20 protein-coding genes are annotated in these 19,547 nt (G+C 48.2%); 6 read left to right on the top strand and 14 right to left on the bottom strand.

The window, feature by feature from the left end; translation table 11 throughout:
• Positions 1-7: 7 nt before the first annotated feature.
• From L0U89_RS02285 to L0U89_RS02245, 9 genes are read right to left on the bottom strand one after another with little or no spacing between them, the layout of a single operon-like run.
• Entirely contained in the window at positions 8-1,180 is a 1,173-nt protein-coding gene (locus L0U89_RS02285) for an FtsW/RodA/SpoVE family cell cycle protein (protein WP_040481450.1), read from the bottom strand.
• Entirely contained in the window at positions 1,180-2,532 is a 1,353-nt protein-coding gene (gene murD, locus L0U89_RS02280) for a UDP-N-acetylmuramoyl-L-alanine--D-glutamate ligase (RefSeq protein ID WP_234860030.1), read from the bottom strand. The genes L0U89_RS02285 and murD overlap by 1 nt, the downstream gene beginning before the upstream one ends.
• On the bottom strand, positions 2,533-3,744 hold the full coding sequence (mraY, locus tag L0U89_RS02275) for a phospho-N-acetylmuramoyl-pentapeptide-transferase (RefSeq protein WP_234860029.1): 1,212 nt from the start codon (positions 3,742-3,744) through the stop codon (positions 2,533-2,535).
• 1 nt (position 3,745) lies between these two features.
• Positions 3,746-5,209: a UDP-N-acetylmuramoyl-L-alanyl-D-glutamate--2,6-diaminopimelate ligase gene (locus tag L0U89_RS02270; protein WP_234860028.1), complete on the bottom strand. Its 1,464-nt coding sequence runs from the start codon at positions 5,207-5,209 to the stop codon at positions 3,746-3,748.
• Positions 5,210-7,315 carry a PASTA domain-containing penicillin-binding protein gene (locus L0U89_RS02265; RefSeq protein ID WP_234860027.1) on the bottom strand — a complete coding sequence of 702 codons (2,106 nt, stop codon included), beginning with the start codon at positions 7,313-7,315 and terminating at the stop codon, positions 5,210-5,212.
• A complete protein-coding gene (locus L0U89_RS02260) occupies positions 7,315-7,692 on the bottom strand; it encodes an FtsL-like putative cell division protein (protein ID WP_008631264.1) in 378 nt (125 codons plus the stop codon). The genes L0U89_RS02265 and L0U89_RS02260 overlap by 1 nt, the downstream gene beginning before the upstream one ends.
• A gap of 1 nt (position 7,693) precedes the next feature.
• A complete protein-coding gene (rsmH, locus tag L0U89_RS02255; protein WP_234860026.1) occupies positions 7,694-8,599 on the bottom strand; it encodes a 16S rRNA (cytosine(1402)-N(4))-methyltransferase RsmH in 906 nt (301 codons plus the stop codon).
• A gap of 2 nt (positions 8,600-8,601) precedes the next feature.
• On the bottom strand, positions 8,602-9,042 hold the full coding sequence (locus tag L0U89_RS02250; RefSeq protein WP_008631261.1) for a division/cell wall cluster transcriptional repressor MraZ: 441 nt from the start codon (positions 9,040-9,042) through the stop codon (positions 8,602-8,604).
• Between the two features lie 4 nt (positions 9,043-9,046).
• Positions 9,047-9,199: a hypothetical protein gene (locus L0U89_RS02245; RefSeq protein ID WP_157198623.1), complete on the bottom strand. Its 153-nt coding sequence runs from the start codon at positions 9,197-9,199 to the stop codon at positions 9,047-9,049.
• 295 nt (positions 9,200-9,494) lie between these two features.
• Here L0U89_RS02245 and L0U89_RS02240 point away from each other — a divergent pair, with 295 nt between their 5' ends.
• The gene (locus L0U89_RS02240; RefSeq protein WP_234860025.1) at positions 9,495-10,718 is read left to right on the top strand and encodes a TlpA disulfide reductase family protein; all 1,224 of its coding nucleotides are present in this window, start codon (positions 9,495-9,497) and stop codon (positions 10,716-10,718) included.
• Between the two features lie 65 nt (positions 10,719-10,783).
• Here L0U89_RS02240 and L0U89_RS02235 read toward each other — a convergent pair whose 3' ends face one another.
• A complete protein-coding gene (locus tag L0U89_RS02235; protein WP_234860024.1) occupies positions 10,784-11,758 on the bottom strand; it encodes a polyprenyl synthetase family protein in 975 nt (324 codons plus the stop codon).
• 167 nt (positions 11,759-11,925) lie between these two features.
• On the opposite strand from L0U89_RS02235, the gene L0U89_RS02230 reads away from it, so the two are divergent.
• From L0U89_RS02230 to L0U89_RS02210, 5 genes are read left to right on the top strand one after another with little or no spacing between them, the layout of a single operon-like run.
• A complete protein-coding gene (locus L0U89_RS02230) occupies positions 11,926-13,623 on the top strand; it encodes a 1-acyl-sn-glycerol-3-phosphate acyltransferase (RefSeq protein WP_234860023.1) in 1,698 nt (565 codons plus the stop codon).
• On the top strand, positions 13,601-14,659 hold the full coding sequence (locus L0U89_RS02225; protein ID WP_234860022.1) for an NAD(P)H-dependent glycerol-3-phosphate dehydrogenase: 1,059 nt from the start codon (positions 13,601-13,603) through the stop codon (positions 14,657-14,659). The genes L0U89_RS02230 and L0U89_RS02225 overlap by 23 nt, the downstream gene beginning before the upstream one ends.
• A gap of 39 nt (positions 14,660-14,698) precedes the next feature.
• Positions 14,699-16,003: an APC family permease gene (locus L0U89_RS02220; protein ID WP_234860021.1), complete on the top strand. Its 1,305-nt coding sequence runs from the start codon at positions 14,699-14,701 to the stop codon at positions 16,001-16,003.
• A 60-nt stretch (positions 16,004-16,063) separates the two neighbouring features.
• Entirely contained in the window at positions 16,064-16,744 is a 681-nt protein-coding gene (locus L0U89_RS02215; protein ID WP_234860020.1) for a hypothetical protein, read from the top strand.
• 53 nt (positions 16,745-16,797) lie between these two features.
• Complete coding sequence (locus L0U89_RS02210) at positions 16,798-17,175, top strand: VOC family protein (protein ID WP_234860019.1); 378 nt, start codon at positions 16,798-16,800, stop codon at positions 17,173-17,175.
• A gap of 331 nt (positions 17,176-17,506) precedes the next feature.
• Here L0U89_RS02210 and L0U89_RS02205 read toward each other — a convergent pair whose 3' ends face one another.
• The 4 genes from L0U89_RS02205 to L0U89_RS02190 form a co-directional block, all read right to left on the bottom strand.
• Positions 17,507-17,899 (bottom strand): hypothetical protein, encoded by a 393-nt coding sequence (locus L0U89_RS02205; RefSeq protein ID WP_234860018.1) that lies wholly within the window; start codon positions 17,897-17,899, stop codon positions 17,507-17,509.
• 81 nt (positions 17,900-17,980) lie between these two features.
• Complete coding sequence (locus L0U89_RS02200; protein WP_234860017.1) at positions 17,981-18,325, bottom strand: helix-turn-helix domain-containing protein; 345 nt, start codon at positions 18,323-18,325, stop codon at positions 17,981-17,983.
• Between the two features lie 54 nt (positions 18,326-18,379).
• On the bottom strand, positions 18,380-18,646 hold the full coding sequence (locus tag L0U89_RS02195; protein ID WP_234860016.1) for a type II toxin-antitoxin system HigB family toxin: 267 nt from the start codon (positions 18,644-18,646) through the stop codon (positions 18,380-18,382).
• A gap of 109 nt (positions 18,647-18,755) precedes the next feature.
• Complete coding sequence (locus L0U89_RS02190; RefSeq protein WP_234860015.1) at positions 18,756-19,484, bottom strand: RDD family protein; 729 nt, start codon at positions 19,482-19,484, stop codon at positions 18,756-18,758.
• Positions 19,485-19,547: the final 63 nt, after the last annotated feature.

Raw genomic sequence — 19,547 nt, 5'->3', positions numbered from 1 at the left:
TTTTGGCCTAAGCCGGTTGAAATGATTTTCTCAATTTATTTCCGCCCTCCGAAACTGCCTCGGCAGAATCCTGATGGTCGCCCCTGCTGATACTGAGGATAATTCCCATGGAAAATCCAGTAAACATCAAGGATGTACCGCCCATGCTGAGCAAGGGCAATGGCAACCCCGTGATCGGTCCGAGGCCAACAGCCACGGCCATATTGACCATCGCCTGCAGTACCAGCGCAAAGCTCAGACCCGCCGACAATAAGCCCCCAAAAGGCTTGGTCGAAGATGCCACAATCCGCATCCCGCGATAAAGCAAAGCGAGGTAAAGGAAGAGTACCGTCGCGCCGCCGATCATGCCATATTCCTCAATGATAATGGCGTAGATGAAGTCTGAATATGGATGCGGAAGGGTGTTTCTCTGTTCTGATTTGCCTGGTCCCTTTCCGGCAATGCCGCCGGTAGATATAGCAATAAATGATTGCTCGGCTTGGAATGGGATCTCATCCGCATCCATGAAGCGCTCGATCCTGGAGAAAAACGTGCTGCCCCGTTGGCCGAGAAAGACCGCAGAAGTCAAAAACAAGGCTCCGACCAAGATCACCATGGCGATGTATTTCATGGGCACCCTTCCAATGAACAGGAGCAACAGACAGGTAGACAGCAGGAGGATCGCCGTGGACATATTGGCGAGTCCGATCAGTCCGCAGACCAAGCCGATGACCACGATCATAGGCAGGAATGCATTTTTGAAGTCATCGATATTCTTCTGCCTTTTGGCAAGCAGCGAGGCCAAGGTGGCGATGAGCGCCAGTTTGGCAATGTCAGAAGGCTGGAATGCCCGGTTGATGACCGGAATGGTCAGCCAACGATTCGCTTCATTGATGGAGGATCCGAAAATATAGGTAATCAACAACAATGGAACAGACACGAAGAGGAGCGACTTGCCGATGATCCCATAGAATCTGTAGGGAATCTTATGTGCCAGCCACATCACAAATAGCCCAAGGGCAATCATGATGGAATGGTCCAGCAGGTATTTCTCTGTATCACCACCACTTTTCTTATAGGCCAAAGAACCTGTCGCCGAATACACGACCACGATGCTGATGATAGACAGGATGATCACGATTCCCCAAATGATGGGATCGCCCTTGAGGTTTCTGTCTATCCAATTTTTAAAATCCTGCATCATGATGCTGAAGGTTTGATTGCTTCCACAGCGGCTTTGAACTGATTGCCCCTGTCTTCATAATTTTTGAACAAGTCAAAGCTTGCACATGCGGGAGAAAGGAGCACCACGTCCCCCGCTTTTCCATATTCCAAACCCCAAGCCACGGCCTCCCGGATATCCTGGGTTTCTTTGATTTGGGGAATCCTGCCCCCAAATGCCTTTTTCAGTTTTTCATTGTCCACACCGAGGCAAATCAGCGTTTTGACCTGCGTGTCGGTGGTGGGGTACAAGACTGAGTAATCGTTACCCTTGTCAATCCCGCCTGCAATCCAAATGATTGGCTGCTTGTAAGAGGCCAAGGCATAAGCGGTCGCGTCTACGTTGGTGCCTTTGCTGTCATTGACAAATGCGACCCCGTCGATCGTGGCAACAGGTTCCATCCGATGTGCGGCATTTTGGAAATCTGCCAATCCCTCACGGATCGCCTCCGCTGACACACCTGCCAATAAGGCCGCAGAGGCAGCAAACATGGTATTCAGCATATTGTGGGTTCCCTTGAGCACCATCTCCTCAGGATTGAGCTCGAGGTTTTTGCTCCCTGTTTGAAGTTGAATGGTGTCGCCATCAAAGTATCCTCCAACGGTAGGCTGATGCTTCAGCGAAACGGGGTAGCAAGTGGCCCGCATACTTACCTTCCCCAGTCCCGTCTGAATTAATTCGTCGTCTTCCCAGAAAATGGCTGCGTCCGCTACTTCCATGTTTTTGAACAGGGATACCTTGGAGGCAACATAATTTTCCAGTTTGTATTCATACCGATCCAAGTGATCGGGTGTGATGTTTGTCAAGATCGCGATGGCAGGACGAAAGGACTTGAAGCCGTCGATTTGAAAGCTGCTCGTTTCCAAGACCCACCATTTTTTGTCTCCATGGACCAATTGTCCAGCCCAGCTTTCGCCCACATTTCCGCCCAAGCCGACATCCAAACCACCTTTTTTCAATAAATGGTAAGTCAATAGCGTCGTGGTGGTCTTGCCGTTGGTGCCGGTGATGGCGATGACTTTCCCCTTGGAATACCTGAAAGCAAAGTCCAACTCATCGATGACCGGAATGCCCATTTCCTTGGCTTTTTTGACCAAGGGAGCCTTGTCAGGAATGCCCGGGCTCTTGATGATCTCAGCAGCAGCCAAAATCCTCTCCTCCGAATGGCCGCCTTCCTCAAAAGGAACTCCGGCCGAAGTAAGCATTTCCTTCCTCGCTGGACTGATCATGCCCATATCGGAAACCCAAACGGCAAAGCCTTCCCGCTTGGCCAGCAAGGCTGCCCCAACTCCGCTTTCTCCAGCTCCCAGTATGGCGATCAGTTTTTGCATTTATCTCAATTTCAAGGTTGCCAAAGTGATAATGGCCAATAGAATCCCCACGATCCAAAAACGCGTCACGATCTTGGCTTCATGGATATTCTTCTTTTGGTAATGGTGGTGCAGGGGGGACATCAGGAAAATCCTCCTGCCCTCCCCGTATTTTCTCTTGGTGTATTTGAAATAGCTCACCTGCATGATCACGGAAAGATTCTCTACCAGGAAAATCCCGCAAAGCACCGGGATGAGCAATTCCTTTCTCAGTGTAAATGACAACACGGCAATCACACCGCCAAGCATCAGGCTGCCCGTATCTCCCATGAATACCTGTGCCGGGAAGGCATTGTACCACAAAAACCCAACGCAGGCGCCGACAAAGGCCGCGCAGAAAATCACAAGCTCTCCCGAATTGGGGATGAACATCACGTTGAGGTATTGGGAGAAAATGGCGTTGCCACTGATGTAAGCGAAAATGGCAATCGTCAGGCCGATGATGGCAGAGGTTCCCGCCGCCAAGCCGTCGATGCCGTCCGTAATGTTTGCACCATTGGAAACGGCTGTAATGATGAAAATGACCACCAGGATGTACAAAACCGGCGTCAGGTCTTCTCCTAGAAATCCAAGGAAATTCTCGTAGTTGAGCTCGTTGTTTTTGGTAAAAGGGATTGTAGTCTTGGCGACCTTCACGTCTTTGTAGGCCGGAGTCTCGATGACTCCTTCTTCGATCGAAACCGGATTTGTAAACTCGCGGACCACGACATCTTCATGGAAATACAAAGTGGCGCCGACGATAATGCCAATCACAATCTGACCGGTGATTTTGAACCTTCCCGCGAGTCCTTCCTTATTCTTTTTGAACACCTTGATATAATCGTCCAAAAACCCGATTGTACCCAGCCATATCGTAGACACGAGCAGCAGGATGATGTACACATTGTTGAGATTGGCAAACAAAAGTGTAGGCACTACAATGCCGGCGATGATCATCATACCACCCATGGTGGGGGTTCCTTTTTTGGCGGCTTGCCCCTCTAGACCCAAATCCCTTACCGTCTCGCCTATTTGCTTTTTTCGGATCCAATTGATGATGCTGCTTCCAAAAGTGATGGTGATGATCAGGGAAAATAGCGCAGCCATCCCCGCCCTGAAGGAAATATAGCGGAACACCCCCGTGCCGGGCACATCCAAAACGCTGTCCAAATAGTCAAAAATCGGGTATAGCATATCAGTTCTTGTTCATTAAATGAAGCATTTCCCTCACCACCTGCCTGTCGTCAAATGGATGTTTCACACCTTTGATCTCTTGATAGGTCTCATGACCCTTGCCTGCAATCAGGATGATGTCACCCTTTTTTGCCATCAAGACTGCTGTTTTGATCGCCTCCCGTCTGTCTTCGATGATCAGCGTCCTTTTCATATCGACCGGATTTACCCCTGCCTCCATTTCGCGCAGAATCGCCATCGGCTCTTCATCCCTTGGATTGTCAGAAGTCAGGATCACCTTGTCGGAGAGTTGGGTAGCGATCTTCGCCATCACGGGCCGTTTGGTCCTATCCCTATTTCCGCCGCAGCCGACAACGGTCAATACCTGTTCGCCGCCGGTACGTACACCTTGTATGGTTTTGAGCACATTTTCCAAGGCATCTGGTGTATGGGCATAATCCACAATCGCGGTAATGCCGTAGAGCGAGATCTTGTCAAATCTCCCTTGGGCACCCTCCACTTTGGATAGCTGCATCAACACTTCCTCCTCATCCTCTCCCAAAAGCACAGCCGTGGCATACACTCCGAGTAGGTTATAAGCATTGAATTGTCCGATCAGCCTAAACCATATCTGCCTGTTGTTGATATCCAATTCCAAACCGTCGATCGTATTGGATAGGATCTTGGCCTTGAAATCGCCCGGATACTTGAGCCCAAAAGTCAAGCCTTGGGCTCTGGTGTTTTGGAGCATGACAGGCCCACGCTTGTCATCAGCGTTGACCAGTGCAAAGGCGTCTTTTGGCAACTCGTCAAAGAGTTTTTTCTTGGCTTTGATGTATTCGTCAAAGCTTCCGTGGTAATCCAAATGGTCATGGGTAATATTGGTGAATACCGCTCCTGCCAAATGCAGACCGGCCATTCGCTCCTGCACGATCGCATGCGAACTCGCCTCCATGAAGCAGTGCGTACACCCTTCCTCCACCATCCGCTTCAGCATAACTTGAATGCTGAGTGCATCCGGAGTCGTGTGCGTGGCGGGTACCACTTGATCGTTGATCCTGTTTTCCACCGTGGAAAGCAGGCCCGTTTTATATCCCATTTCGATGAAAAGCTGATAAAGAAGCGTGACGGTGGTGGTTTTACCATTGGTACCAGTCACCGCCACGAGCTTCAACTTTTCAGATGGATTTTCATAATAATTGGAAGCCATGATGCCGAGTGCTTTTGCGGAATTCAGCACCTGCACATAGGTGATGCCCTCCTGCAAAGATTCCGGCAGTTTTTCACAAACGATGGCTTTTGCTCCTTTTTCAAGAGCTGTGGAAATGAAGGAGTGACCGTCTACTTGCGTGCCTGCAACGGCTACAAATACAGACCCCGAGCCGACCTTGCGGCTATCAAAGACAATATCGCTCACGCCCACTTCCATGTCTCCAATGGTCGAGGTCAGGGATACTTTGTACAATATGTCTTTCAGTGCCTTCATTTACCCTAATACTAGATTTATCAGATATGCATTGTTTGCAGGTGTACCCGGACTGATGGATTGACCCTTGACCCTGCCTTTTCCTTGGTAGACCACTTTGATTCCCTTGTTTTCCAATACATACAAAGCATCCCGAAGCGACATCCCTGTCACATCCGGCACAACCGGAGCTTCTGTCTTATTCGGTTTCCACTGTATGGAGCGATTGACGGGAACGGACTTGACCCAACCGTCCGCCGCTTCACCTGCGACATGGTTGGAAATACCAAACTTGTTGCAAAGCATCTGAAGCTCGTCGACCTTGCCAGCCTGGATATAGGGCAAAGTGGCATTTGCCAAATAGGTCTTTTCGTTTTCCTTTTTGTTGAGCTGAAGATCCTGTGCATAGATCTTATCGGCGATTTCCCTGAAAACCGGGGCCGAGACATCCCCACCGTAAGCTGCAAATCCCTGCGGACTGTCGATCACCACAATCGCCGAATACTTCGGATTGTCGGCTGGAAAATACCCCGCAAAAGAGGTGTAATACCTTTGAGTATACCGCCCCTCGATAAGTTTCTGCGCCGTACCGGTCTTGCCAGCAATCCTGTACTCATCGGTGTAGATGTTTTTGGCGGTTCCATTTTGCACGACTCCCTCCAGCAGTTGCTGCAACTTTTCGATCGTTCCGGATGAAGCGATGCTTTTTCGCAACACTTCGGAGTCGTAGCGCTCATGTATTTGGTTACCCCTTGCCACAGCCTGTACCAGCATCGGCTTCACCATCTTTCCATTGTTGGCGATGGCATTGTAAAAGGTCAAAGTGTGCAATGGCGTAAGCTTTGCCTCGTACCCAATCGATAGCCACGGCAGCGTCGTACCGTACCAATTCTTCTGACCTGGAGTTTTGAAATAGGGAATCCCCTCACCTTTCAACTGGAAACTCAATGGCTGATGAAGACCGGTCTCCTGCACATAGGCCATAAACTTGCTTGGTTGGTGCCCAAAATGTTGCTCTACCAAGCGGGAGATCGCGACGTTGGAGGATTTCTCAAAAGCTTCTTTGACCGTGATCTTTCCGTAACCTCCCTCTTTCGAGTCGTTCATGTACCGGTCGTAAAACTTGAACCTGCCATTGCCAGTATCAATCGAATCCTGAAGATTCACTTTTCCCTCTTCCAGCAATGCCAGCATGGACAGAAGCTTGAAGGTAGATCCTGGCTCTGTCAATCCTTGGTCGCCGATGGCAAAATTGTAGTTCTCACCGTAGCCGATACCACTTTTATTTCTTTGGAGATTGATCAGGGCTTTGATATGCCCTGTCTCCACTTCCATCACGATGACACAGCCAAATGCCGCTTCCTTGGCCTGTAGTTGCCGAAGCAATGCGGTTTCCGCCACGTCCTGGATATTGACATCCAACGTCGTCAGGATGTCATAGCCGTCATCCGGCTTCACATCCTCGGCGTCGAAAACAGGCTTCCACGATCCGCCCGCGATCCGTTGGAAAAGTGCTTTCCCATTTTGGCCCTCCAAGTATTCGTTGAAGCTGTATTCTATCCCGACCCCATATTTGTCCTCGTTGACAAATCCGACTGTGCGGCTGGCGAGGTTGTTGAAGGGACGGTAGCGTTTCTCCACTTTTTCAAAAATGACTCCGCCACCCATGCGCCCATTGCGGAAGATGGGCCACTTGGACATTTTTTGCATGTCTTGGTACCCAATCTGCTGCCTGTTGATGATGAGGTAGCGCTTCTTGCCTGAGCGCGCATCTTTGATCATGCGGCGATAGGATTCGGCTGATTTGTCTTTGTAAAAAGCCGAGAGCATCAATCCCAAGGAATCGATGCCTTTGGCAAATACGTCCTCTTTTGCGACCATCGGGTCAATCACCACCCGGTAGAACGGCAAACTCGTTGCCAGCAGGCTTCCGTCGGCCGCATAGATGTTGCCACGTGTCGCACTGACTTGGCGGTACTGAAAGTTGATCGTCTCGGATTTGGCCTGCCATTTTTCACCCTCCACAAACTGCAAATGGACAATCCTGTAGAAGATTGCCCCAGCAAACAAAGCCACCACCAAAAAGGCGACCCTGACACGCAGTACTATGGAACGTTTGATATTCACTACTTGGCGATGATTTTGACTGGTGGTTCTTTGATTTCGACGATGCCCAAGGGAGCTGTCTTTTTGGCTACTTCTGACTGTTTGCTGCTGAGCATATATTCTGCCTCAAGGGTGGTTACATCCGCGCGGATATCCTCCACCTCTTGCTGTGTTTTTTCGATCTTCCGGATCATGTTCTCCGCGCGGTGATTGCTCCAGATGTAGATCAGCGCGACAAAAGCCACATACAGGATGGGCGGGGCATATTGCACCGGGATCCCTTCGCCTAACACTCCCGTGACGTTGAGTTTTTCTTCGATGAGGGAAAAGATGCTTTTCCCGCCACCCTTTTGGGAGGTTCCTTCCTGAATTTTCTTCTTGAAAGTATTTTGGCTCATCCTAGTTTCTTTTTGCAATCCTAAGTTTTGCACTCCTTGCCCTGGGGTTCTGGCTGACCTCGTTTTCATCGGCCACCAAGGCACCTCTTGTCAGTGGTTCAAGTGGCCTGATCAGGTTCCCGAAGAAATCCTTCTCTACCTCACCCTGGAATTTTCCCTTATTGATGAAATTCTTCACCATCCGGTCCTCGAGCGAATGGTAACTCATCACCACCAGTCTGCCATCCTTCTTCAACACATCCACACTTTGGGTCAACATGTCCTCCAAGGCACCCATCTCATCGTTAACTTCGATTCGGAGGGCTTGGAATACCTGTGCGAAGTATTTGAATTCCTTTCCCTTAGGCGCATATCGCTGCAAAAAGGCCTTGAATTCGGTAGTCGTCTCGAATGGCTTGATGGCCCTTTGGGAGACTACCGCCTGTGCCAAGGTGCGGGCATTTTTGACTTCCCCATAGATCCCGAATATCTTGTGGAGCCGAGACTCCTCGTAGGTATTCAGGATTTCCCTTGCGGTCAATTTGATATCTCCGCCCATCCTCATGTCCAGTTTCCCTTCGAATCTGGTCGAAAATCCCCGGGACGGCTCGTCAATCTGATGGGACGAAATCCCCAAATCGGCCAATATCCCGTCGACTTCCCTTACACCGTAGAGTTTCAGGTACTTTTTGAAATCCCTGAAGTTGGCCTGGATGAAAGTGATCTTGGGGCTATCCGGGACGTTTTCCTCGGCGTCGATATCTTGGTCAAAAGCATATAAATGCCCCTTTTCCAATTTGCTGAGTATCTCCCGTGAATGTCCGCCTCCCCCAAATGTCAGATCGACATAAATTCCGTTGGGGTCAATAGCCAATCCTTCAATGCAGGGGTCTAGCATCACGGGGATATGGTACTCATGGATCGTCATAGTCAGAGAATATTTTGATCCATCAAGGTCGTTAGCTCGTCGTTGTCGTCGATTTTGTTGGCGGTGTACTTGTCGGGATTCCAAATCTCCACATAGCTACCCATCCCGTTGACCGAGGCATCCTTGTCGATGCCTGCCGCCTGTAGAAAAGTCTTGGGAATCAAAAAACGTCCTGCGCTGTCCAACTCCACCTCAGTCATTCCTTCAAAAAACGCCCGCTTGATCTTCCTGTGCAGTGGATCACGGTCGGAAAGGGAATTGACTTGATTTAAAAGTTTGTTAAACTCCACATGGGGGTACAACGCAAGACATCCATCGTCTCCATGGCGCAGAACCAAAGTATCCCCGTTGGAATCCGGAATTGCCGCCTTGATCCGGGCAGGCAATGCCAGACGTCCTTTCGGATCCACCTTGCATTCATATCGACCGCTGAAAATTCCCATGGGCTTATCTTGAGTTTACAGTAGTTACAAAAGTAAGAAAAGGAAAAACACTTTCTACCACTTTCCCCCACTTTTCTCCACTTTTTTCTAAAACTATCCAAAAGTTTGAATTATCACAATCATTTATTGAAAAAATGAAGTTTTTTTCATCTGCCATGAAAAACCCGATTCCAAGGGGGATCATTCAGAAAATCAGCGAATAGGATCCATTTTGGCCGATTTTGAAGAAAATTTGACTGTCATAAATATGTCGAACAAGCCCTCTGAAAGGGATTTGGCGGGAAGTGGGGCATTTTCCCACAAAATTTGAAGCTTTTCCCAAAAGTGGGGGAATTTCCCAAGACCGGGCCTCGATTGATTTGAACCTTTTTGATCAAAAAACTCTTTACCCAACAAATCCTGTAGGATTAATCATTTGTACTGTGCAGTTTTGCCTGATTCCCGAATACAGCATGAAAAGTATATTTCTACTCCATATCGGTTTGTTGTTAGCAACTTTCAGCAGCTCCCTCAATCCCAAAACCCCTGATTTACAAGGAAAATGGCGGGCAAGCTTGAATATCAGCCCCGACGAAATCCCCTTCGGCATGGGCCTATTCCAAGAGGCTGGCAAATGGCGCCTCGAGGTGTACAACGCCGAGGAGGTCTTGGTCTTTGACGAAGTGGAGCAAAGTGGGGATTCGTTGAAGGTAACGATGGGGATTTTTGATTCCGAAATCCATGCACGGATCCTTGGCCCGGATCACTTGGAGGGAGCTTTCATAAAAAATACGGCGTCAAATTATGTGGTGCCCTTTTCAGCCAAAAAGGGCGATTTGGAGCGATTCCCCACCAAAACAACGCCTTCAGTGGAGTTCTCCGGGCGCTGGAAGACTACATTCAAAAAGACAAATGGCGAAATCTACGAGGCAGTGGGTATCTTTTCCCAAAAAGGAAATCGAATTTCAGGCACCTTTTTGACCCACTTGGGAGACTACAGGTACTTGGAGGGAAATGTCGAAGGGAATAGCTTCAAAATGAGCGCCTTCGATGGAAGCCACCTGTTCTACTTTGGCGGGGAATTGAATGAATCGGGCGAAATAAACGGCTTGTTCCGCAGCGGACCGAGGGGAAAGGAAACATTCACGGCCGTGCGCGACGAAAAGTTTGAACTGCCTGACGCCTATTCTTTCAATTACCTGAAAGATGGCTATGAAAGGCTTACGTTCAGTTTTCCCGACCTAAATGGGACACCGGTATCGCTCGATGATCCAAAATTCCAAGGGAAGGTTGTCTTGGTACAATTGTTTGGCACCTGGTGTCCCAACTGTATGGACGAGACCAAGTTTTTGGCACCTTGGTATGATAGGCACAAGGACAAGGGCATCGAAATCATCGCCTTGGCATTTGAGGCAAAGCCCGATTTCACCTATGCCAGTGAGCGGGTGAAAAAGACCGTTGACAAACTCGGTGCGAAGTACACGTTCCTCATTGCGGGCGTGAGCAACAAGGAAAAAGCCTCTGAATCATTACCCGCTCTCAATCAGGTCATCGCGTTTCCGACTTTGATTTACATCGACAAAAAAGGCAATGTGCGCAAAATTCATACGGGCTTTACAGGACCGGGAACGGGCGATTATTACGACCGATGGATCGAAGAGCACGAAGCCTTGGTGAAAAAATTGTTGGAAGAGTAAAATGTCTGGCTTCTAGGGTAATACCCAAAACTGGAAAGGATTTTGAATGGGAATTGGTGGGAAGTCTATTTCTTCCTTTCTATCGTAAACTTCACCAAATCTTCCAGGGAACTCTTGTAGGCCGATGCGGGGAAACTGGTCAGGATTTCCTTCGCTTCAGCAACATATTGGTTCATCACCTTCTGTGCGTATTCGAGTCCGCCCGACTTTTTCACAAAAGAAATCACCTCCTGCACCGCCTTCTTGTCCTCGTTTCTGTTGCGGACGAGGTAAATGATCCGTCTTTTGTCGAGCCAAGAGGCATTGTTGAGGGCATAGATGAGCGGGAGCGTCATTTTTTTCTCCTTGATATCGATACCAAGCGGTTTGCCTATCTCGTCCTCCCCATAGTCAAAAAGATCATCTTTGATTTGGAATGCCATCCCGACCTTTTCGCCGAATATACGCATCCGCTCGGTCAACTCTTCATCCGCACCTGCCGATGATGCTCCGACTGCGCAACACGAGGCAATTAAGCGGGCTGTTTTTTGCCTAATAATCGTGTAATAAACCTCTTCGGTAATATCCAACTTACGGGACATGTAGCTTTGCAGTAGTTCCCCTTCTGACATTTCCTTGACGGCGTTGGAGACAATTTGAAGCAACTTGTAATCTCCGTATTCAACACTCAAAAGTAGGCCTCTAGACAGCAGATAATCACCGACCAAGACTGCTATCTTGTTTTTCCATAGTGCATTGACCGAAAAAAAACCCCTTCTGTAATTGGAATCATCGACCACATCGTCGTGGACCAAGGAGGCTGTATGAAGCAATTCGATCAAGGCAGCACCCCGATAAGTCGATTCGTGAATGCCACCGGTCATCCCAGCTGTCAAAAACACAAACATTGGCCGCATCTGCTTGCCTTTGCGACGCACGATATAGTTAGTGATATGGTCCAGCAGCTTGACCTTGCTCTTCATAAAATCGCGGAATTTTGTTTCAAATTCCGCCATTTCTGTCGCGATGGGAGACTGAATCTGTGTGAGGTCGAGCTTCATATCAAAACGATGCTGCAATAATACAATTGATTCCTAGGAGGACAAAACTCAGGTGGATAAATAAGCTCTAGGGATAACGCCCGAATATAGGCTACGGTTTTAGCCTACCTTCATTCATCCTGTCTAATTTTACTATATTTGTTTTTTAGCCAAAAAGCACCGACCCGTTGGAAAACACCTATGTAAAGCATCAGTACGAGCACATCCTTCCCAAAAAGGATGAGTGGCCTGTCGTAAAGCTTAGCAAAAACAGAAAAGAGTTCGTCAAAAAGGTCGCCGAATCGGCCAAAAAGTCTGTCTTGGACCTGACGGGCGAGTCCGTCGACTTGCTCAAGGAAGAACTGGAGACCACGCTCTATCGGGAAAAGCTGCGCATCAAGCAAAATCCCTGGGCGGTAGACCCGGACGATGAAAAGGATTTTTGGAACAAGGTGAAATCCAAACTCGTCCAACTCAGCGCTGAAGCCAGCCTCACAAAAACCCAAAAGAAAAAGCATTACATCGCGATCCTGGACGAGATCACTATGCGCTATTCGGAAGAAATCGCGAGTAATTTTGTCCATACGCACTACAAGATCACCCGGAGGATCGTCACCTTCGGCTTTTCCCGCCTCCTGAATGCCGCACGGGTAAAGGGTTTCAAATCCATCTTTAGCAACCAATATACCCTACAGGACAAGATCCAAATCACCGGGGAAACCGACCAGATCCGCGAATTGGCGGCGAAAGGCACGATCGTAATGGTGCCTACACATTTTTCTAACCTTGATTCAATTCTCATCGGCTGGGTAATATCCGTTTTGGGACTCCCTCCGTTTATCTACGGCGCAGGGCTCAACCTATTCAACATCAGCATTTTTGCCTATTTCATGAATGCGCTCGGCGCGTATAAGGTGGACCGGCGCAAAAAGAACCTGATTTACCTGGAAACGCTCAAGACATATTCCTCAGAATCCCTTCAGTTTGGCGTGCACAGCCTTTTCTTCCCGGGCGGAACCCGGTCCAGAAGCGGGGCGATCGAAAAGAAACTCAAACTTGGCCTGCTCAGCACGACCATTGAGGCACAGCGCGCCAATTATCAAAAAGGAGTCACCGACAGTCAGGGAAAAATATTCATCGTCCCCGTCACGATCAATTACCACTTTGTCCTGGAAGCGCCCAGCTTGATACAGGAATACCTGACCATGACCGGCCAAGAACGGTATTACAAAGAATCGGATGAGTTCTCAACTTCCTATAAGATTTTCAAATTCCTGGTCAAATTCTTCACAAAGGGCTCCGATATCTCGGTTTCAATAGGCAGGGCAATGGACGTCCTGGGAAATTATGTGGATGCGGAGGGCAACAGTATGGACAAAAATGGCCGCCAGATCAATACGATGGACTATTTTCTTTCGGCGGGCAAAGTGAATATCGATGCGCAACGGGAGGAAGAATACACCAATTTCCTTGGAAGGCGCATCGTAGAGGAATTCCATCGCATCAATCGCGTGTTCAGTTCACATTTGGTGGCGTTCACTGCTTTTGAAATGATCAAAAAGGAAAACAAAAAGATGGATCTTTACAGCCTGCTACGTCTTCCGGAGGATGATATTTTCTTGGTTTATGTGGAATTCAAAGAAGAATGCGAACGGGTACTGAAGCGCATCTACGAACTCGAATCTGAAGGGAAACTACAGGTGGCCCCACACCTGAAACAAGGCATTGATGCGATCATAGACCATGGACTGGCTAATGTCGGCATGTACCACGCCAAGAGACCTCTGGTCAAAAATGACCTGGGCAACATCGAAACCCAGGATATGACCTTATTGTACTATTACCACAACCGATTGGAAGGATATGGCCTCGAAAAACTCTTCTAAGGAAAAATCCATCGGCGTCGTGGGCATGGGGAGCTTTGGCACCTCGATTGCCAATATCCTTGCCGAGAAAAGCAAAGTGATTGCCTATGCGCGCAGGCCGGAAGTCGTGGACGAAATCAACACCCTTCACAAGGTGGAAGGTCTTCCAATCAATGAGAAAATCATCGCCACCCACGATCCGGAATATCTCTGCAAATCCTGCGACACGATTTTCTTTATGATCCCCTCCGCGGGTTTTCAGGAAGTGGTTCGACTGTTTTCGCCCTACTTATATCCCTATCATATCGTCATCCATGGCACCAAGGGACTTTGCCTGAATTTGCCGAAGGGCAAAACCCTCGAAGAAGTCGGCACCATCAGTCGCAGCAATATCCTCACCATGAGCGAGGTGATTCTGAAAGAGACCGTCGTCATCCGCGTTGGGTGCTTGGCAGGACCCAACCTTGCCAAAGAAATGTACGAAGGACAACCGGCTGCCACAGTCGTGGCGAGCAAGTTCAACGAAGTAATCCTCGAAGGACAGCGTTTGCTGAGAACCGACAAGTTTCAGGTCTATGGCAACTCGGATATCATTGGAGTCGAACTCAGTGGCGTGCTGAAAAACATCATCGCGATCGCCGCGGGCGCACTGGCGGGGCTGGGATTGGGAGAAAACGCGAAGGGACTGCTGGTGTCCAGGGGTATGGTCGAACTGGTATACCTCGGCAACGCCATGGGCGGAAGCGTCAAATCCTTCATCGGTTTGGCTGGTATCGGAGACCTCGTCGCCACCTGCAACTCTACGCTGTCCCGTAACTTCACGGTCGGTTACCGACTTGCGAAGGGCGAATCCCTGGAGGAAATCATGAATAGCATGGAGGAAGTCGCGGAAGGTATCAATACGGTCCGGCTGATGAAAGCCTTTGTCGAAGGCACCAACATGCGTGCACCCATTACGGAAAATCTCTACAAAGTGCTATTCGGCGATCTCAAGATCGAAGAAGCCCTCCAATACCTGATGAAGTATCCATTCAGTGTCGATGTGGATTTCCTTTAATCTCGTGTATCTTTTTGACTCATCATAAACTCGAAGTATTTGAGCCAACAACTCCAACGCGGCATACGGCGCTGGGACCTTGTGTTCCTCATCATCAACTCAGTCATTGGCGCTGGGATTTTCGCTTTGCCCGCCAAGGTATTTGCGCTGTCGGGCGCCTACTCCATCTTGGCATTTGTGGCTTGCGCGCTGGTGATGGTGGTCTTGATCCTCGTGTTTGCTGAAGTCAGCAGCAGGTTTGAGAAGACCGGGGGGCCATACCTGTACGTCAATGAGGCCTTTGGACCTATCCCCGCATTTGTGATCGGATGGCTGCTGATGTTGACCCGGCTTTTCAGCTATGCCACCCTCATCAACTTGATGGTGCTTTACCTTTCGTTTTTCTCGGAAATATTCAAATCAGAGCCAGTCAGGATAGGGATGATATTATTTGTGACGGGATGGATCACGTATTTCAATTGGATCGGGGTAAAAAACACTGCCAAAGTGAGCAACATTCTGACGGTTGCGAAGCTGTTCCCCTTGGCTATATTCATCCTCGTCGGATTGTTCCACATCGATTGGGGCCTGATGCAGCAAAGTACCCCGCCTTCCCTATCGGATTTCTCAGCCTCCACCTTGCTCTTGGTCTTTGCGTTTGGGGGATTTGAGGCAGGCTTGGTCAATAGCGGCGAAATTGTCAATCCCCGCAAAAACCTTCCATTTGGCCTCTTGGTCGCCGCAGGAGTGATCGCCGGGTTCTATATCTTGATCCAGATCGTATCCATTGGGACGCTGCCAAATTTGGCGACATCCGAAAAACCGCTCGCGGATGCAGCATCTCTCTTTATGGGCTGGTGGGGCGGCATGTTCATCACGCTGGGCGCGGTCGTCTCGATTCTCGGCACGCTCAACGTCCAAATCCTTAGTGGCTCAAGGTTGCCGTTTGCGCTGAGCGAGGAAAACCAAATGCCGGGCGTTTTTCGCAGGATACACCCTCGGTTTGCCACACCTTACGTCTCGCTTTTGTTTTTTGCAGGCTTGGTAGCATTTGTGGCGATTTTTTGGGGATTCATGAGTTCATTGGCTGTTTCGGTCATTTCGAGGCTGATCCTTTATGCCTTGGTCAGTGGGTCATTGATCAAATTGCGGAAAAACCAGGATTCACAAGCTTTCTTCAAACTCCGCTTCGGAAACGCTTTTGCCCTGGCTGGTATTCTGGCAACGATTTGGCTGCTTTCCGGCACCAAAGCAGAAGAAATCCTCGACACCGCACTTTGGACCCTGCTCGGGTTGGGGATATTCGCGCTCCATTATTTGATGGGCCGAAAAAAAATGCAGAACGAAGAAAAAACTAAACATTGAAAATTGTTCGAGATGTTTTTTTGTGATATTTGGAGATAATATATCAAAAACCGCATCATCATGAAAAAAGCTCTACCAACGCTCATCCTGGGATTATTTTTGTGTTTCCCGGCACTTTCACAAACCAAAACAGTCGATTCAAAGAAACCCTATTGGACCTCGGGCGGAGAGTGGATTTTCTCCACTGGTACCTTGGACAATTTCAACAACGTGGTGCGGTTTTCTCCCGTCGTCAACTTGCAGGTATTGGCCAATTTTGATAAGTCGGAGAAGTTTGGATGGTTTACAGGCGGCACTTTCCGAAACGTCGGTTTCATCTATGACGAGAGTCAAACAGTGCGCAAAAAAGTCAGGAACTACAACTTGGGTATCCCAATCGGCCTCAAGTTTGGAAACATGAATGGATCTTTTGTTTTCGGAGGCTATGAATTGGAAATGGCGCTCAACTACCGGGAGCGAAGATTCGAAAACGAAGTCCGTACAGACAGGTTCAGCGTGTGGTTCAGCGACCGGGTCAACTTCTTCCAACACGCACTGTTTGTAGGCGTAGCCCTGCCAAAAGGCACGAGTATCAAGGCAAAATATTACCTGACTTCCTTCTACAACCAGGATTTCCAAGCCTCTGACGGTTCCGGTAACCTTGTGAAGCCCTACCAGGGCATTGACGCCAATATCTTTTACATTTCCCTGAATTTCTCCCTATTCAGAAACTGGGAATTGTATGACTATGACGAGGATTGATTATTCAAATATCAAAAGCAAAAAAATACCCTTTCAACCCAAAACCCAGCATTATGAAACAAGTTACAGTCGCCTGGTTTGAAATACCGGTGAGCAACATGGAAAGAGCGATGGCATTTTACGAGGCCATTTTTGAATGCAAATTGGACCGCCACCAAATGGGACCATTCGACATGGCTTGGTTCCCCTGGGACGAAAACGGCGGCGGTGGCGGCGGAAGCTTGGTGGCTTTCGAAGGCGCCTACAAACCCAGCCATGAAGGTACACTTGTCTATTTTTCTTCAGAGGATGTCGCTGTCGAACTGGGCCGTGTCGCGAAAGCCGGAGGAAAAGTCCTTCAGCCTAAAACCCAAATCTCCCCCGAAATCGGCTACATGGGCCTGTTCGAAGACACCGAAGGCAACCGGGTGGCATTGCATTCCAATGCATAAAGCGAACGGATTGCATCCCAATGCCAAAAAGACAGAAGCCAAGCGGAAAATCGCTTGGCTTTTTTTATGAAAAACACTGTTGGGAAAATCGATTCGACGGTGGTTGGATATCACGCACTCATGAAATGAGATAAATCATAAGTATTAGTATGGAAAAAATTACCGCAATCACCAACTGAATCCTGAAGGATTTCAAAAATACATTATCCTCGTTATTTCTTCTCTTCGTCATGATGCTAATGAATTTTCCTCTTGAAGCATCGACCTCATGGTCCTTAACGTAGGGGATTGAAGTAACTCCCTTGTCGCTTCACCCAAAACAGGGAGTCAGCTAATACTCCTCTATGATCTTCACAAAAGCACTATCTGGCTTATATGATTTTCCATTCAGTACCACACCAATACTGCTCATACAGACTGTATCTACTGTGTTATCATCGTGGAAAAACAATAGTTTTGCTCTCACGTCCGCCTGATAATTCGAAGTATCGATCTCTAAATTCGAAATCGCTTCCTTTGTTCGTTCAATTTCCTTTTCACGAGAAATTACAACAGTCTCCATCTCATCGTCAAAAAAACCTTCAAAACCGTCACAGTGGACCGTGAAAATTGAAGTTATACCGAAATCCACTTTTCTCAATTCTATTCTTTCCGAATTCTTGAAATTTGGACAAAAAAAGGCGAGCATGCACGGCAACAACAGGAATGGAATTTTCACAATCATCAATTTAGGTTTTCAGATCGATACGCTAGTATATTAAGCCCCCTTTTGGAATCACAGGATAATAACTTAATTCAGTTTGCGCTAGCAGCTTAGCAGAAACGCTGCGTCAAGATGAAGTTTTTGGTGGGCCGCCTTCAGGAACGTGAGATCCGGCTCCCGCTTCCCATTCATGATCTGCGACAGTTTCGGTGCGCCAATCCCCAACAAAGCTGCCAGTGCCGCTTGGTTGATCTCGAGCTCCGCCATCTTCAATTCCAAGGCCTGTTTCAAAGAATTGGGGCGAATCGGCATCAAATCAAGCGTTTCGTCCTCGTAGGATTCAGCAATTTTGGACAACTGGGCCAACATTTCTGATTCGTCCTTGGACAATTCATGAAATCCGCCTTTCGCAGTCGCCTTTTCCAAAAGCGACTCAATTGTTTTCATAACAATTTGATACTCTTTCTCTGATCGAATTTTCGTAAGCATTCTAGATCCTTATTAAATGTTTGAACAGTCTATTCTGTCATATTCTACATGGGTACCAATAAACCTGATATAAATTGTCCGGATATCGAAGAAAATCATCGCAACAAGTCGGTACTTGTTACCCTTTACATTGAATACATAACGGTCATTTCCAACATAGTCGACGGAATTAAAAGACTTTTTGATGTCTTGGAAGGAAGCCCAATCCGCCATCTTCACCTTTATCCACCAGTCATTTAATGCAGAAATCGCATCAGGATGATTTCTTGCAAACTCCATCAATTTGGTTTTGGAAATAACCACCATGAAATCAATCGTGTTTCAAAAATTAAAATAAAATTTCATTTTTGGAAATAGACTGTGAGAAAAAAACCTGACGACACCCTTCTCACCCTTCACCATGTTCCTTTTGCGCGAAGTACTCGTAGTCGAGGATGACTTGGTTGATAAATTCGAGGGACTTGGTCTCATAGGTCACTTGCATCATATCACCAGTCTTTTCCGCCAAACGCTTCAGCAGGCCAAAATCCTGGGTCTGGAGTGCCTCAGCACGTATCTCCTTGATTTGTCGGATTTGGGCATCCGTGAGGTTGACGACTTGCGGATACTTTGGCTCGTGGGTCGAGGCCACCTTTACCAACAAATCCTCGCCCCTGACCAAAGTCTGTTTGAGTGAAATCACCGTCGTACCGGCTGCCATGTCTCCAAGACGCTGCCCCTTGCCGCCCAAAAGTATACTCAGTACAGCAACACCCCCCGAACTGATCGTCAGGTCGATCGGACGCAGCAGCCACCGAATGATGTAATCCGTGATGGAAGCTTTGCTGCCATCTAACTTCACTACACGGATATCAAGGGCATACTTTCCGGGAGTTTGTCCGTTCATTAAAATCTCAAACAGCAGATGGTACAGCAAAAAGGGCAAAACCAAGGCAGTGATAAGGGCAACCGAACCGTCTTCCATTTTAAGCATTCCAAAAGCTGTGATCGAAACCATGATCACGTATAAAATCAAAATGAAGCTATCCAGCAGGTATGCCAAGACTCGGTCCCCCAAGCTTGCGGGACGTTGTTTGATTTGGATATGCTGCGCCGTTTCAATGTGGATGCCTTCCATGTCGTTTTCGATTTAATCCCCTAAAATAATTTTTTTATGAAAATCGCCCAGCCCTTGCAGAAA

Source organism: Mariniradius sediminis (assembly GCF_021491425.1).
GTDB classification, from domain to species: Bacteria; Bacteroidota; Bacteroidia; order Cytophagales; family Cyclobacteriaceae; genus Mariniradius; species Mariniradius saccharolyticus.
This window is presented reverse-complemented; position numbering and strand designations above follow the sequence as displayed.

What these genes read in the sequence shown, in the direction of transcription:
- rsmH (WP_234860026.1), bottom strand. Translation starts at nt 8,599, where the DNA reads ATGACGATCCATGAGTACCATATCCCCGTGATGCTAGACCCCTGCATT.
- L0U89_RS02285 (WP_040481450.1), bottom strand. Translation starts at nt 1,180, where the DNA reads ATGCAGGATTTTAAAAATTGGATAGACAGAAACCTCAAGGGCGATCCC.
- L0U89_RS02215 (WP_234860020.1), top strand. Translation starts at nt 16,064, where the DNA reads ATGAAAAAAGCTCTACCAACGCTCATCCTGGGATTATTTTTGTGTTTC.
- L0U89_RS02225 (WP_234860022.1), top strand. Translation starts at nt 13,601, where the DNA reads ATGGCCTCGAAAAACTCTTCTAAGGAAAAATCCATCGGCGTCGTGGGC.
- L0U89_RS02235 (WP_234860024.1), bottom strand. Translation starts at nt 11,758, where the DNA reads ATGAAGCTCGACCTCACACAGATTCAGTCTCCCATCGCGACAGAAATG.
- L0U89_RS02245 (WP_157198623.1), bottom strand. Translation starts at nt 9,199, where the DNA reads ATGGCAGATGAAAAAAACTTCATTTTTTCAATAAATGATTGTGATAAT.
- L0U89_RS02240 (WP_234860025.1), top strand. Translation starts at nt 9,495, where the DNA reads ATGAAAAGTATATTTCTACTCCATATCGGTTTGTTGTTAGCAACTTTC.
- L0U89_RS02190 (WP_234860015.1), bottom strand. Translation starts at nt 19,484, where the DNA reads ATGGAAGGCATCCACATTGAAACGGCGCAGCATATCCAAATCAAACAA.
- mraY (WP_234860029.1), bottom strand. Translation starts at nt 3,744, where the DNA reads ATGCTATACCCGATTTTTGACTATTTGGACAGCGTTTTGGATGTGCCC.
- L0U89_RS02250 (WP_008631261.1), bottom strand. Translation starts at nt 9,042, where the DNA reads ATGGGAATTTTCAGCGGTCGATATGAATGCAAGGTGGATCCGAAAGGA.
- L0U89_RS02270 (WP_234860028.1), bottom strand. Translation starts at nt 5,209, where the DNA reads ATGAAGGCACTGAAAGACATATTGTACAAAGTATCCCTGACCTCGACC.
- L0U89_RS02200 (WP_234860017.1), bottom strand. Translation starts at nt 18,325, where the DNA reads ATGAAAACAATTGAGTCGCTTTTGGAAAAGGCGACTGCGAAAGGCGGA.
- L0U89_RS02195 (WP_234860016.1), bottom strand. Translation starts at nt 18,646, where the DNA reads ATGGAGTTTGCAAGAAATCATCCTGATGCGATTTCTGCATTAAATGAC.
- L0U89_RS02205 (WP_234860018.1), bottom strand. Translation starts at nt 17,899, where the DNA reads ATGATTGTGAAAATTCCATTCCTGTTGTTGCCGTGCATGCTCGCCTTT.
- murD (WP_234860030.1), bottom strand. Translation starts at nt 2,532, where the DNA reads ATGCAAAAACTGATCGCCATACTGGGAGCTGGAGAAAGCGGAGTTGGG.
- L0U89_RS02210 (WP_234860019.1), top strand. Translation starts at nt 16,798, where the DNA reads ATGAAACAAGTTACAGTCGCCTGGTTTGAAATACCGGTGAGCAACATG.
- L0U89_RS02260 (WP_008631264.1), bottom strand. Translation starts at nt 7,692, where the DNA reads ATGAGCCAAAATACTTTCAAGAAGAAAATTCAGGAAGGAACCTCCCAA.